This window comes from Acinetobacter sp. FDAARGOS_515 (assembly GCF_003938865.1).
GTDB lineage: Bacteria > Pseudomonadota > Gammaproteobacteria > Pseudomonadales > Moraxellaceae > Acinetobacter > Acinetobacter ursingii.
In genome coordinates this window covers 1,258,189-1,271,777 of the sequence record NZ_RKIX01000003.1, presented here as the reverse complement: position 1 = coordinate 1,271,777, position 13,589 = coordinate 1,258,189, and the positions used below count along the sequence as shown (strand labels likewise).

Sequence of the window (13,589 nt, the reverse complement as noted above, 5' to 3'; positions counted from 1 at the left end):
ATTCATGTCAACGACCGTTATTATTCTTGCAGCAGGTAAAGGAACGCGGATGCGCTCCCAACTTCCAAAAGTATTACAACCCCTTGCTGGACAACCTTTATTGGGTCATGTCATTAATACTGCAAAAAAACTCAATGCCAGTAATATTATTACGATTTATGGTCACGGCGGTGACCGAGTACAACAACAATTTGCCCAAGAACAGATTCAATGGGTGGAACAGGCCGAACAATTGGGTACAGGTCATGCTGTACAAATGACCTTATCTGTTTTGCCAAAAGACGGTATATCCCTGATTTTATATGGTGATGTGCCTTTAGTCCGTGAGCAAACACTGCAACAATTGCTTGAAGTGTCTATACCTTCTGGCATTGGCATGATCACCTTAAATGTCGAAAACCCAACAGGTTATGGCCGTATTGTACGCAAAAACAATCTGATTCAGGCGATTGTAGAACATAAAGATGCCAGCGAAGAACAGCGCTCGATTCAGGAAATTAACACAGGGATTTACTGTGTCAGCAATCAAAAACTGCATGAATGGCTGCCTAAACTTTCCAATCAGAATGCGCAAGGCGAATATTATCTAACCGATATTGTGGCAATGGCGGTGGCAGATGGTCTTGAAATTGCATCCATTCAACCCCAACTTGCCTATGAAGTTGAGGGCGTAAACGATCGCCTGCAACTCGCGGCACTGGAACGTGAGTTTCAACAGCAACAAGCAACTGAGCTGATGCAACAGGGCGTCACTTTTGCTGACCCTGCGCGCTTTGATTTACGTGGCTCAGTCAAAGTTGGTCAAGATGTTCGTATTGATATCAATGTGATCATTGAAGGTCAATGTGAACTCGGTGATGGTGTTGAAATTGGTGCAGGATGTATTCTCAAAAACACCACAATCGCCGCAGGCACCAAAGTTCAGCCGTATAGTGTCTTTGAAAATGCGATGGTGGGTGAAAATACCCAAATTGGTCCTTTCGCGCGTTTACGTCCGGGTGCAGTATTGGCCAACGAAGTGCATATTGGTAACTTCGTGGAAGTCAAAAATACCCGTATTGGGCTAGGCTCTAAAGCCAATCACTTTACTTATCTGGGTGATGCCGAAGTTGGTGAAGGTTCCAATATTGGTGCAGGTACTATTACCTGTAATTATGATGGTGTGTATAAACATAAAACCGTGATCGGCGATGCTGCATTTATTGGCTCAAATAGCTCACTGGTCGCGCCTGTGAAAATTGGCAACGGTGCTACGATTGGTGCAGGCTCTGTGATTACCCGTAATGTCGCAGACAATACGCTGGCTTTTGAACGTGCCGAACAAATTGAAAAATCAAACTATCAACGTCCCCAAAAGTTGAAGAAATAAGAGGATTAACCTATGTGTGGTATTGTCGGCGGCGTTGCTGAACGTAGTATTACCGATATTTTAATTGAAGGTCTAAAACGCCTTGAATACCGTGGTTATGACTCTGCGGGCGTTGCTTTAGTGAATAACCAGCAGATTTTACGCGAGCGTCGAGTGGGTAAAGTTGCCAATCTGGCTGAAGCGGTGAGTGAACATCATTTGACGGGTTCTCTGGGGATTGCCCATACCCGTTGGGCCACACATGGCAAACCAACTGAAAATAATGCGCATCCCCACGTATCTGGGAATGTGGCTGTAGTTCATAATGGCATTATTGAAAATTATCAGGAATTGAAAGATCAGCTTCAGGCAGAAGGCTATATCTTTAGTTCACAAACTGATACTGAAGTGGTTGCTCATCTGGTCAATGATGCGCTAAAACATACTGACAGCCTGCTCGATGCAGTACGTCAAGTGGTGCCAAAACTTAAAGGCGCCTATGCACTTGGGATTGTACATACCCAACACCCAGATGAATTAATCACAGTACGTGAAGGTTCACCACTGGTGATTGGTGTCGGGATTGGTGAAAATTTTATCAGCTCAGACCAATTGGCACTTTTGCCAGTCACCAACCGTTTTGTCTATCTGGAAGAAGGTGATATTGCTCGTCTGACCCGTGACAGCATTGATATTTATGCACAGGGTGAACGTATTGAGCGTCCGATTAAAGAATTGGATGCTGCGGTGAGTAATGCGTCTAAAGGTGAATATAAACACTATATGCTCAAAGAAATCTATGAGCAGCCAGATGCGATTCAGCAAACCATTTCTCAAGCATTAAATAGTAATGCACTGCGTGAAGACTTCCTGAAAAATGCAGAGCTGGATTTTTCTAAAATCCGAAGTGTGCAGATTATTGCCTGTGGAACCAGTTATCACTCAGGCATGATTGCAAAATACTGGTTTGAACAGTTGATTGGCGTTCCTTGTCAAATCGAGATTGCCAGTGAATTCCGTTATCGCTCACCTGTGATTGTCGCCAATACCTTATATGTATGTATTTCTCAATCAGGTGAAACCGCGGATACCTTGGCAGCCCTGCGTGAAACCCAGAAACGTGCCAAAGCCAATGTCTTAGATATTGTGACTTTAAGTATTTGTAATGTTGCAACATCTTCAATGGTACGTGAAACAGATCATCACTTATTGACATTGGCTGGCCCTGAAATTGGTGTGGCTTCAACCAAAGCATTTACCACCCAACTTGCCGCTTTAATGCTCTTGATCTTAAAAGTAGGTCAAGTCAAACAACAGATTTCTAGTGAACAGATTGCTGAAATTGCTGCTCAACTTTGGCATTGTCCAAAAGTCATGTTGAATACCTTGCAACAAGATGCTCAGATTTTACGTCTTTCAGAACTTTTTGTTGAAAAACAGCATTGTTTGTTCTTGGGCCGCGGGACACATTATCCGATTGCACTGGAAGGAGCACTAAAGCTCAAGGAAATTTCTTATATCCATGCCGAAGGTTATGCTGCGGGTGAACTGAAACACGGTCCGTTGGCCTTGGTCGATAATGAAATGCCTGTGGTAATTCTCGCACCAAACGATGACATGCTGGATAAACTCAAATCTAATATGGAAGAAGTTCAGGCTCGTGGTGGTGAACTGTTTGTCTTCGCGGATGAAAACAGTGGCATTGTGGAAAAAGATCGTCAGCACGTGGTCTATGTTCCAAAGGTAAATGCTTGGCTCGCCCCGATCATTTACAGTATTCCGGTGCAGTTGCTTTCTTATCATGTCGCAGTTCTAAGGGGTACGGATGTTGATCAACCTCGAAATTTAGCAAAATCAGTCACTGTTGAATAATATACATAAAAATCAAATATTTATATTTATTGGAATATTTTATAAGTATTGAGTAATAAAGTGCAATACTGCATTGCTCAAAAAATCCACACCAACTATGCTTTAAGGAGCATGAGGTGTGGATTTTTTTATGGCTAACTTTAAGAACACACAAAATTATGAACTCAAAATTCAAAAATGGATTAAAGAAGGACGAGGACAGGGTTTTGGAAATAACTATAAGCCTTGGCTCACAATTAGAGATGTGAGTTCAGAAGGTCGATCTCATCGAGTTTTTGGTCATAAAAGCCAAAGAACGTATCATCTACTTTCAGATTTAGAATTAGCTGCATTTTTATTATTAGAATGGAACCCTTCCACTACTGATATCAGAGAGTAATATCCTTTAGATCTTAATCAAACAATTGGAATCGCTGAAGAGGCCCGAATACCTCATCCTAAAAATAAAAGAAACTAAACTAGAATTTTCTCTTAAAGTCTTAGTCAGGAGATTCAGCATAAAAAAATCAGTGGATTTGTGTTAATAAAGATGCTGACTATAACAAAATCCAACTCACTTTTAGTTGAAATACTGACACAATCAAAGTGTGAGTTTAATTCCTTTTTATATTTCTAAGATCTCAGGAGCCTTACTTTGAATATTCAACAAAAAGATGATGGTAAGCATGGCGCATTTGAAATGTATGATCATGACAAGCTTGCAGGCGAAATGGTCTATACATGGGCAGGTGAAAAACTATTTATTATTGATCATACCGATGTCGCAGATGACTATCGTGGGCAAGGTGTAGGCCATAAGCTTTTAGATGCCGTAGTCGATTTTGCCCGAAACAATCAGATTAAAATTATTCCTTTATGTCCGTATGCAAAATCAGTCTTTGATAAAGATCCATCGATTCGCGATGTACTTAGAGACGCTTAACTTTTTTATAGTGAAGGCATCCTTTGATTGATGCCTTCAGCTAACCTGTTCATGAATTCGGCTTCAATCAATAGTTCAATGCGGTGAGATAGACGCACTACCTCAGTAATCTCAATCTAAGTGCTGAAATCATTTGAGTTTTTGATCTTCTTGTCGCGCCCAATAAGTCGCTAGCGCAGCACCCGAAATATTATGCCATAAGCTAAAAATAGCACTCGGTACAGCGGTAATTGGAGAAGCTGCAAAATGTACAGCAGCCAAGGCCACGCCTAAACCCGAATTTTGCATACCGACCTCGATGGAAATGGCTTTGCTGTCATAATGTGAAAGTTTTAGCCAGCGACTTGCCCAATAACCGATCAAGAAACCCAAGCCGTTATGGAGCATTACGACAGCGAGTATTAATAGTCCAGATTGTAAGATTGAGGCCTTACTCGCCCCAATAATTGCCGCCACAATCAGTACAATCGCAACGACTGAAACCAAAGGCATGACTCGAATATAAGCATCTACTTGTCGAGCAAAATAATGACGGATGATAATGCCTAAAATAATCGGCACAATCACCACCTGTAAGATCGAAATAAACATCGAACTAACATTGATATGAATCCATTGACTGGCTAACAGATAAAAGATCGACGGCGTTAAAATCGGTGCCAATAAAGTCGATACTGAGGTACAAGCCACCGAAAGCGCAGTATTGCCTTTGGCCATATAAGTAATGACATTGGAAGCCGTTCCACCCGGACAACAACCGACTAAAATTACACCAATGGCAATTTCTGGCGGAAGTTGAAAGAGCTGACATAAGATAAAGGCAAGACTTGGCATCACGACAAAATGAGCCACCACACCAATTAATACGGCTCTTGGATATTGAACTACAGCGCGAAAATCAGCGATGCTAATCGTCATGCCCATACCCAGCATAATAATGCCAAGTATCCACGGAATATAAGCCGTGAGCCAGACAAAATAGCTAGGTTGCCACAACGCGATCGCTGAAAATACAAGGACCCAAAGTGCAAAAGTCTTTTGCATCAACTGTGTCAGTCGCAATAATAATGGCATAGCAATATCCTGATCTTTTATCGAATATACGTCGAAATGATTAATTGCCCAATAACTGCGATGAGGTCATTCGTTTAACGCCGCAACTTAGCATTTGCTGCCACGCCTGCTGCAATGAACCATTTAAATCAATGGCTTTACAGACATCAACCACCACATAACTTTCAAATCCTACTTGTTTGGCATCCATAGCTGTCCATGCCACACAAAAATCGGTTGCAATACCTGTGATATAAACCGTATCAATGCCACGCTCTTTTAAATATCCAGCAAGTCCTGTAGAAGTCACTCGATCTGCTTCCATAAATGCCGAATAACTATCAATATCTGCATGGAATCCTTTACGGATAATCAACTGTGCCGACGGAATATCCAGATCAGGATGTAATTCGGCATCATGTGTTCCTTGTACACAATGCGATGGCCAAAGTACCTGCGTCCCATAAGACAATTCAATATGATCAAACGGCTGTTTACCTGTATGGTTCTCAGCAAAAGAAATATGATCAGCAGGATGCCAGTCCTGAGTCAAAATGACATTGTCAAAAACTTGAGCCAAACGATTAATACAGGGAATAATCTGATCGGCATTTGCCACTGCCAAATGTCCACCGGGGGTAAAACCATTTTGGACATCAACCACAATCAAAGCACTATTTTTTCCCTGTTTCATTGCTTTACTCCTTCTATCAAACAGCATCATGAATGCTGGGGTTGTCAGCATCTTATAAGAACTCTGTGACTAAAATAAAGCGTTCATTGCATCACGTATTCGACTTTTATGATTGGCAAAACCGCATAATGATCTCGCATATATGGCTTAAATGTGTGTCTAGTAGATAAAGTTTTGACTGCTTTGACTAAAGCATATTGTTCTTATGCGTCTGATCAGTCATAATTTGCATAATAGTCATTCAACAGAAATCACTTTTTTGTTGAGACGCTAAATCAAAAGACTGCAAAACCATCCATCTTTCGTTCTTTATCTCAATGGATGGCACAATAGGATATTTTTTTAAAATGACTCAGCAAGCACAGACCATTCAAGGCTCAATTGTCGCACTCGTCACCCCAATGTTTGAAGATGGTAGCGTAGATTGGAAGAGCCTCGAAAAGCTGGTTGAGTGGCATATTCATCAGGGAACCAATGGTATTGTTGCTGTAGGTACTACGGGCGAACCATCGACATTAAGCATGGAAGAACACACGCAAGTGATCAAAGAAATCATTCGTGTGGCCAATAAACGCATTCCCATTATTGCGGGAACAGGTGCAAACTCAACCCGTGAAGCGATTGAACTGACTCAAGCAGCCAAAGAGCTTGGTGCAGATGCTGCTTTACTTGTCACTCCATATTATAACAAACCGACTCAGGAAGGTTTATTCCAGCATTTTAAAGCAATTGCTGAAGCCGTTGAGCTACCACAGATTCTTTACAATGTCCCAGGTCGTACAGGCGTCGACATGCTCAACGAAACTGTGGTGCGTCTTGCTGATATTGCCAATATCGTGGGTGTCAAAGATGCAACAGGTGATATTGCGCGTGGAAGCGAATTAATCAAAGCCTTAGACGGTAAAATTGCAGTCTATTCAGGCGACGACGAAACGGCATGGCAACTCATGTTGGCTGGTGCAAAAGGCAATATTTCTGTGACTGCCAATGTTGCGCCAAAAATTATGAGCGAACTCTGTGCCTCCGCAGTCAATCATGGTGACGCAGCAGAAGCTGAAGCGATTAACAATAAAGTTGCAAATGTACACAATAATCTATTTTGCGAATCGAACCCAATTCCTGTGAAATGGGCGGTACATGAAATGGGGCTCATTGGTACAGGTATTCGTCTGCCTTTGACTCCTCTTGCACAGCAATATCGCGAACCACTCCGTAATGCCCTGAAAGCAGCGGGAATTATTCAATAAGAGCAGATTATGATGCAGTTACGACTTGGACTAACTTTTGCTATTGCCGCTATGGGTTTAGTAGGCTGTAGTAGTTTTAATAATCATTCTTTAGATTATAAGAATACCACTACACTCGCTCCACTCCAGTTCCCGACAGATGCAACTGTGCGCCCACTTACGCCACTGTATCCTGCGCCGACTGTGGATCAGCTTGCAATTGAAAATGCCCCTAAGCTTGAAAATAAGCAGGGAACACGATTTGCACTACCTCGCCCAGAATCCCTTCAAGCAAATACTGCCGCTGAAAGCAGTGCAGAAGGTACTACGGCAATGGGGCGTCCGCAGCTTGTTGTCGATGGCAATAAAAACCCACTATTACAAATTAGTGGGCCAACCGCAGACATCTGGCAATATACCGTAGCGACACTCAGTAGCCTGAACTACAAAGTTTTGGGTGAAAATAAAGCAGGTTATGAAGCAACGATCAAAGTCGGCGAACAAAGTTATGTGTTGAAATTGACAGGCGTGGGCAATACTCACAATCTGGCATTATTTAATCCAGACAATAGCTTTGCCGATCCTGCCAAAGCCACTGAAGTGCTCAATCAGATTTATCAAAATTGGCCAGCCTAGGCATTCTCTAGGCAATTTTTTCTTGAAAAAGGTTCCCCCATGTTAAAACAAACCTTGCTCTATACTGGTAAAGCCAAATCTGTTTATGAAACAGATGATGCAGACCATTTGATTTTAGTCTTTCGTGATGATGCTTCAGCATTTAATGGCGAAAAAATCGAACAACTGGATCGTAAAGGCAAGGTCAACAACCGTTTTAACGCCTTTATCATGGAAAAACTGGCTGAAGCTGGCATCGAAACACATTTTGAGAAATTGCTGACACCAAACGAAGTGTTAGTGAAAAAACTCAATATGATTCCTGTGGAATGTGTGATCCGTAACTTTGCTGCTGGTTCACTTTGCCGTCGTCTCGGTGTTGAAGAAGGCAAGCAATTGACTCCGCCGACCTTTGAGTTGTTTTATAAAGATGATGGTTTAGGCGACCCAATGGTGAATGAATCTCAGGCAATTGCACTGGGCTGGGCGACCGCTGAACAACTTGAAAAAATGAAAGAATTGACCTACAAAGTCAATGATGTATTAAAAGCATTATTTGATGCAGGCGATATGATTCTGGTCGATTTCAAACTTGAATTCGGCGTGTTCCATGACCGTATTGTGCTTGGTGATGAGTTCTCTCCAGATGGTTGCCGTTTGTGGGATAAAGATACCAAGAAAAAACTGGATAAAGACCGCTTCCGTCAAGGTTTAGGCGGTGTGGTTGAAGCGTATGAAGAAGTTGCTGCGCGTTTAGGTATCGATTTAGACAATATCTAAATCCATTTGTTTGATCAAAAACGAGTCAGTCATCTGGCTCGTTTTTTATTTTGTCAAATTAATATCTTGAGCCATACCTTCGATCTCATCTGGATGAGCGAAGTTCATACTGTTCCAAATCCGACCCGCCTTCTGCATGACTGATACTACAGAAAATTTTATTGTTCATCGGTCTTAACTATTTGGTTGCATGCTTACATCTGTCTGTATTGTATTCAAAATATGCGCCAATTTACTGATAAAAAACCAACAGCGATAGCAAAGCATTAAGCCTCACATATTTAGGCTGATTATAAAAAAATACATAAAAGCTGAATGAATGCTCTGGATTCACATCCATTTATTTTTTAAAAAAGAAATATATAGCCTGACGATAACCACAAAAGCCATCATTACCGCATTGAATTGTGAGGAGAATAAAATGAGTGCAGAAGAAAAAGAACAGGAAAAAGAGACTGACAATACCCTCACTTGGCGTGAAAAAATGGCGATTGAGGAGCATGAAAAACTTTCGCCTCGACTGGTTTATGAAATTATTCGTAAAAATGGAGTAGAAGAGCTTGAACGCCCGACCAAAGCCCTGATTTTCTCAGGTATCACAGCAGGCATCGTCATCAGTTTTTCATTTGTTTTTAAATCTCTTCTCAATGCCTATTTGCCCGATGCCAAGTGGGCTTTTTTGATTGAAAATATGGGCTATACCGTGGGTTTTGTTCTGGTGATTTTAGGACATATGCAACTTTTTACCGAAAATACCATTGCAACAGTCGTTCCTTTATTTAAAAACTTTAGTCTTAAAAAATTAAAAGCTGTATTTCGTCTATGGGGAATCGTGTTTATTTCTAATCTCATCGGCACTGCACTGGCGGCATTTTTTTTACTTAATCCACATCTGTTTGATGCAGATTTAATGCAATCCTTTGATCAATTGGCCCACCATGTCGCCAGTTTTACTATCTCTGAAAATATTATTAAGGGAATTCCCGCAGGTATTTTGATCGCGTCACTGGTCTGGATTTTACCTTCAGCCAATAATAAATTTCTGCTGATTTTCTTTATTACCTATCTTATGGCATTAGGCGGTTTTACGCATGTGATTGTGGGTTCAGCAGAAATGGCCTATTGGGTATTTAAAGGACATGCAACGTTTTCAGAGTATATTTTTCAATTTTTATTACCAACCACACTGGGCAATATTATTGGCGGTACTGGGGTATTTACTCTATTAATTTATGGACAGGTCAATGAAGAACTAGAATAAACAGCAGCTTATTGCTGCTGTTGTTCCTGCTGCCAGCGACGCTGTTGCAAGCGTTCGCCCTCAACTTCACGCTTGTTCCGTGCCGATTCATAGAGTTTGACCCCTTTTAATTCGGGCGGCAAATATTCCTGCAAGACAAAATGCTCAGGGTAATTATGCGGATAAAGATAATCTACGCCATAGCCCTGCTGTTTCATCAGTTTAGTTGGCGCATTTCTTAGGTGTAAGGGCACAGGTAAGTTCGCAGTTTTTTCTGCAAGTTCTAAAGCACGATTAATGGCTAAATAGGTGCTGTTACTTTTCGGACTGGTCGCCAAATACACCGCACATTGACCCAATATAATACGTGCTTCTGGCATTCCTACCGCCTGCACTGAACGGAAGCATTCACCTGCCAACAGCAAGGCATTTGGGTTCGAATTACCAATATCTTCTGAGGCTGCAATCAGCATACGTCGTGCAATAAACACGGGATCTTCACCGCCTTTTAACATTCGAGCCATCCAATACAACGTCGCATCAGGATCACTACCACGAATGGATTTAATAAATGCCGAGATGATATCGTAATGTTGCTCGCCCGATTTGTCATAGCGCGCGATATTTTGCTGTGCAACTTTAACCGTCACCGCATTGGTCACAATATTTTCAACATCTGCTTCAAAGGTACTGGCAATCAGGTCAATTAAGTTGAGTGCTTTACGTGCATCTCCCGCAGCAAATTGAAACAATGCATCGTATTCTTCAATCTGGATATGCCGTTCTTTTAAAAAAGAATCAGTTTGAATGGCTTTATTCAGCAAAGTTTGAATCGCATCTTGATCCAATGAATTCAGCGTATACACCTGACAACGCGACAGTAAGGCACTATTTACTTCAAACGATGGGTTTTCTGTGGTTGCCCCGATGAGCGTAATTTTGCCCTTTTCAACAGCATTCAGTAAGGCATCCTGCTGCGATTTATTGAAACGGTGAATTTCATCGATAAATACCACTGGCGTAAGTAAATCACCACTTTCCGCGATGATCTCACGTAGCTCTTTCACCCCCGTATTCAGTGCAGATAAACTCACAAAAGGACGATCCACCGCTTGCGCCAGTAACAGTGCAATCGTGGTTTTACCCACGCCTGGCGGCCCCCAAAAGATAATCGAAGGCAAATGTCCCTGATCGATCATTTGACGCAAAGGCGCATGTTGGCCTAGCAAATGATTCTGTCCAATAATTTCGGATAAATCACGTGGACGTAAACGTTCAGGAAGTGGAATATGCGTATCTGACATCATCAATAGCTGTGTAATCTTTTACTGTAGTCTATTGTGTCTGGATCAAATCTACAATTTGATTCTGCAATCAAAGCGACATTCTATTGCGCACTATTGCTCTGAAGCAATTGTTGCATCACACGATAGCTGACCTTAATCCGTTCTTCATTGGGAAAGTTGGTATTGGCCAACATCACCATGCCAATTTTCTGCTGGGGAATAAACGCAACATAAGCGCCAAAACCATTGGTTGCACCCGTTTTATTAAAAAAAGTCGCAGGATCAGCAAGCTTCGGCTGTTTGATCGGGATCACTGCATGACTTTCAAATGCCATTTGCTTGGAATTTCCCTCTAGCAAAGTATCTAGCTTTATTGGATAAGAATATTGCTCCCAACCTAAGCCTTGCGTCATTGCCCCTACTTTAAAATAACCCACATGGGTATTTTCAATCGCTTTACGTAATGGTTGTTTGAGTTGTTGTGGGTTGATTTGTGCATCCAGAAATTTCAACAGATCTGCACTACTACTTTTTACGCCATACGCTTCTGCATCGAACATCCCCGCAGACACCCGCATGGCTTGCTGTCCTTTATATCCCCAAGCATATTGAGTCATCTGCTGTTCAGGGACATCAATAAAACTCTCGTTGAGACCCAATGCAGGAAATAGCATTTTCTCCAACAGTTCAGTATAGGGTTTTTCCATCGCCAAAGCAGTCACATACCCCATTAGCCCAATACTCGGGTTGGAATACTGCCGTTGTGTGCCGATCGTGTTTTTCGGTTGCCATGTCTGGAAATATTTTAACATGTCCTGTTGCTCGGTCACTTGATCTGGAAACTGAAGCGGAAAACCGCCTGCGGTATAAGTTCCCAGATTGAGTAAAGTCGCGTTATTGACTGCTGTATTTTTTAACGCTGGAAAATATTGGGCAGGATGATCGTCAAGAGAAAGTTTGCCTGTTGCCTGAGCATAGCCGGCTAAAGTGGCATTAAAGATCTTACTGACCGAGCCCAATTCAAATAAAGTATGGGAACTGACCGCTTGCTGTGTTTGTTTGGATGCCACACCATAATTGACAAAATAATGTTGTCCATTCAGGCTCACGCCAACTGCAAGTCCAGGAATATTGTACTGCGCTAACAATGGCTTAAACTGTTGATCAATCACTGCTTTCACTTGCTGCTCAGACAAGTCTTTGGCATCTAGCGGTGCACTACAGGCCAAAAGACCCATCAGACATAATGATTTTTTAGACCATAATGGCTTATGGCTATAGCGGGATCGCTGTAGTAACGACAACATGGTTCTTTCTCTATTCACTTTAAAAACTTCAATGATTACTCAAAAATCTAATGAGCTTTGAGTTTCAATAGTCTGGCATTTGCACCATCTTCAATTACCCAGATTGAACCATCTTGCGCCTGTAAAAGTCCACGAATTCGTTGCTTCATGTCTAAACGTTGAACTTCCTGTATAGGTTGCGATTTCAAATCCACCACCGTAATGGATTCTGAAGATAATCCTCCGATCAAGGCTTTACCTTTCCATGCAGGAAATTGATCATCCTGATAGATAATCATACTTGATGGAGAAATCACAGGCGTCCAACTGATCTCTGGTGCCTTAAATTCAGGTCGGGTGGCATGGTCAGGTATTGGCAAACCTGAATAATGATCGCCATTGGAAACCACGGGATATCCATAATTCGCACCTTTGACAATCCGATTGAGTTCATCGCCCCCTTTTGGCCCCATTTCCACCACCCAGAGCTGACCATGTTCATCAAATGCCATCCCCAAAGGATTACGATGACCTAATGACCAGATTTGTGCTGCGACACCACCCTGAGCTGCAAATGGATTTCCCGCCGCAGGACGTCCATCGTCATTTAAACGCACGATTTTACCCAAATTGGACTGCATGTCTTGTGCAGGATCAAATTTTTGGCGTTCACCAGAACTAATCCAGAGTTTACCCTCTCGATCGAAAGCCAAACGATGCGCATAATGTCCCTGACCAGAGACTTTGGGGACTTGCTGCCAAATTTTTTCTATCTCCATCAACTTTGGCTGATTCGGACTGTTTAAATCCAGTTTGGCACGAATAACCACAGCGCCTTGCCCACCTTGACCTGCTTCGGCATAACTCAGATAAATCCAGTGATTTTGGCTAAATTGAGGATGCAAAATCACATCCCCCAAACCACCCTGACCGCCATAACGGACTTTGGGAACCCCTGAAACTTGCAGCATTTGTTTGGAGGTCGGATCAAAAATTTTCAGTACCCCCTGACGTTCAGTGACCAAGAGCCGTCCATCAGGAAGCTGAGCCAATGCCCACGGCTCATCAAAGTTAGCAATCTGTTGCGTTTTAAAACTCTGCTGAATCGCTATCGGCTGATTTGCTGTTTGCGTCTGCTTTGAGCTTGATTGTTGTTCCTGTGAATGAGTATTGTTGGAGCTACAAGCGGTTAATAAAATGAAACTACTACAAACGAGCGACGTGGCAAATGGCATCGTCATCTTGGCAATCCTCGGTTTATTCTCTG

At 42.2% G+C, this 13,589-nt stretch carries 12 protein-coding genes and 1 pseudogene; 8 read left to right on the top strand and 5 right to left on the bottom strand.

Features of this window, described 5'->3' with window-relative positions:
• Positions 1-4 precede the first annotated feature (4 nt).
• The 4 genes and pseudogenes from glmU to EGS47_RS07415 all read left to right on the top strand — a co-directional run bounded on the left by glmU (position 5) and on the right by EGS47_RS07415 (position 4,142).
• The gene (gene glmU / locus EGS47_RS07430) at positions 5-1,369 is read left to right on the top strand and encodes a bifunctional UDP-N-acetylglucosamine diphosphorylase/glucosamine-1-phosphate N-acetyltransferase GlmU (protein WP_125269473.1); all 1,365 of its coding nucleotides are present in this window, start codon (positions 5-7) and stop codon (positions 1,367-1,369) included.
• Between the two features lie 12 nt (positions 1,370-1,381).
• On the top strand, positions 1,382-3,220 hold the full coding sequence (gene glmS, locus EGS47_RS07425) for a glutamine--fructose-6-phosphate transaminase (isomerizing) (protein WP_125269472.1): 1,839 nt from the start codon (positions 1,382-1,384) through the stop codon (positions 3,218-3,220).
• Between the two features lie 130 nt (positions 3,221-3,350).
• A pseudogene (locus EGS47_RS07420) lies at positions 3,351-3,662 on the top strand (heteromeric transposase endonuclease subunit TnsA); the annotation flags it as partial.
• Positions 3,663-3,854: 192 nt separating this feature from the next.
• Positions 3,855-4,142: a GNAT family N-acetyltransferase gene (locus EGS47_RS07415; RefSeq protein WP_125269471.1), complete on the top strand. Its 288-nt coding sequence runs from the start codon at positions 3,855-3,857 to the stop codon at positions 4,140-4,142.
• A gap of 129 nt (positions 4,143-4,271) precedes the next feature.
• Here EGS47_RS07415 and EGS47_RS07410 read toward each other — a convergent pair whose 3' ends face one another.
• Both EGS47_RS07410 and pncA read right to left on the bottom strand, forming a co-directional pair.
• Positions 4,272-5,216, bottom strand: a complete 945-nt coding sequence (locus EGS47_RS07410) for a bile acid:sodium symporter family protein (protein ID WP_125269470.1) — start codon at positions 5,214-5,216, stop codon at positions 4,272-4,274.
• Positions 5,217-5,256: 40 nt separating this feature from the next.
• Entirely contained in the window at positions 5,257-5,889 is a 633-nt protein-coding gene (gene pncA / locus EGS47_RS07405) for a bifunctional nicotinamidase/pyrazinamidase (protein WP_125269469.1), read from the bottom strand.
• Positions 5,890-6,236: 347 nt separating this feature from the next.
• Here pncA and dapA point away from each other — a divergent pair, with 347 nt between their 5' ends.
• The 4 genes from dapA (at position 6,237) to EGS47_RS07385 (ending at position 9,771) form a co-directional block, all read left to right on the top strand.
• On the top strand, positions 6,237-7,136 hold the full coding sequence (dapA, locus tag EGS47_RS07400; RefSeq protein WP_004986075.1) for a 4-hydroxy-tetrahydrodipicolinate synthase: 900 nt from the start codon (positions 6,237-6,239) through the stop codon (positions 7,134-7,136).
• A 9-nt stretch (positions 7,137-7,145) separates the two neighbouring features.
• Complete coding sequence (locus EGS47_RS07395; RefSeq protein ID WP_125269468.1) at positions 7,146-7,751, top strand: lipoprotein-34 precursor (NlpB); 606 nt, start codon at positions 7,146-7,148, stop codon at positions 7,749-7,751.
• A gap of 39 nt (positions 7,752-7,790) precedes the next feature.
• Positions 7,791-8,510 (top strand): phosphoribosylaminoimidazolesuccinocarboxamide synthase, encoded by a 720-nt coding sequence (gene purC, locus EGS47_RS07390; RefSeq protein WP_004986080.1) that lies wholly within the window; start codon positions 7,791-7,793, stop codon positions 8,508-8,510.
• Between the two features lie 421 nt (positions 8,511-8,931).
• Positions 8,932-9,771: a formate/nitrite transporter family protein gene (locus EGS47_RS07385; protein WP_004986081.1), complete on the top strand. Its 840-nt coding sequence runs from the start codon at positions 8,932-8,934 to the stop codon at positions 9,769-9,771.
• 8 nt (positions 9,772-9,779) lie between these two features.
• Here EGS47_RS07385 and EGS47_RS07380 read toward each other — a convergent pair whose 3' ends face one another.
• The 3 genes from EGS47_RS07380 to EGS47_RS07370 form a co-directional block, all read right to left on the bottom strand.
• Positions 9,780-11,054 carry a replication-associated recombination protein A gene (locus EGS47_RS07380; RefSeq protein WP_010589014.1) on the bottom strand — a complete coding sequence of 425 codons (1,275 nt, stop codon included), beginning with the start codon at positions 11,052-11,054 and terminating at the stop codon, positions 9,780-9,782.
• An 83-nt stretch (positions 11,055-11,137) separates the two neighbouring features.
• A complete protein-coding gene (gene ampC, locus EGS47_RS07375) occupies positions 11,138-12,274 on the bottom strand; it encodes a class C beta-lactamase (protein ID WP_372464143.1) in 1,137 nt (378 codons plus the stop codon).
• Positions 12,275-12,390: 116 nt separating this feature from the next.
• A complete protein-coding gene (locus EGS47_RS07370; protein ID WP_034700178.1) occupies positions 12,391-13,563 on the bottom strand; it encodes a PQQ-dependent sugar dehydrogenase in 1,173 nt (390 codons plus the stop codon).
• Positions 13,564-13,589: the final 26 nt, after the last annotated feature.

Excerpts from the sequence above, each read along its gene's own strand:
- EGS47_RS07370 (WP_034700178.1), bottom strand. The coding sequence starts at position 13,563 with ATGACGATGCCATTTGCCACGTCGCTCGTTTGTAGTAGTTTCATTTTA.
- glmU (WP_125269473.1), top strand. The coding sequence starts at position 5 with ATGTCAACGACCGTTATTATTCTTGCAGCAGGTAAAGGAACGCGGATG.
- glmS (WP_125269472.1), top strand. The coding sequence starts at position 1,382 with ATGTGTGGTATTGTCGGCGGCGTTGCTGAACGTAGTATTACCGATATT.
- EGS47_RS07380 (WP_010589014.1), bottom strand. The coding sequence starts at position 11,054 with ATGTCAGATACGCATATTCCACTTCCTGAACGTTTACGTCCACGTGAT.
- EGS47_RS07395 (WP_125269468.1), top strand. The coding sequence starts at position 7,146 with ATGATGCAGTTACGACTTGGACTAACTTTTGCTATTGCCGCTATGGGT.
- EGS47_RS07410 (WP_125269470.1), bottom strand. The coding sequence starts at position 5,216 with ATGCCATTATTATTGCGACTGACACAGTTGATGCAAAAGACTTTTGCA.
- EGS47_RS07385 (WP_004986081.1), top strand. The coding sequence starts at position 8,932 with ATGAGTGCAGAAGAAAAAGAACAGGAAAAAGAGACTGACAATACCCTC.
- purC (WP_004986080.1), top strand. The coding sequence starts at position 7,791 with ATGTTAAAACAAACCTTGCTCTATACTGGTAAAGCCAAATCTGTTTAT.
- ampC (WP_372464143.1), bottom strand. The coding sequence starts at position 12,274 with ATGGGTCTTTTGGCCTGTAGTGCACCGCTAGATGCCAAAGACTTGTCT.
- dapA (WP_004986075.1), top strand. The coding sequence starts at position 6,237 with ATGACTCAGCAAGCACAGACCATTCAAGGCTCAATTGTCGCACTCGTC.
- pncA (WP_125269469.1), bottom strand. The coding sequence starts at position 5,889 with ATGAAACAGGGAAAAAATAGTGCTTTGATTGTGGTTGATGTCCAAAAT.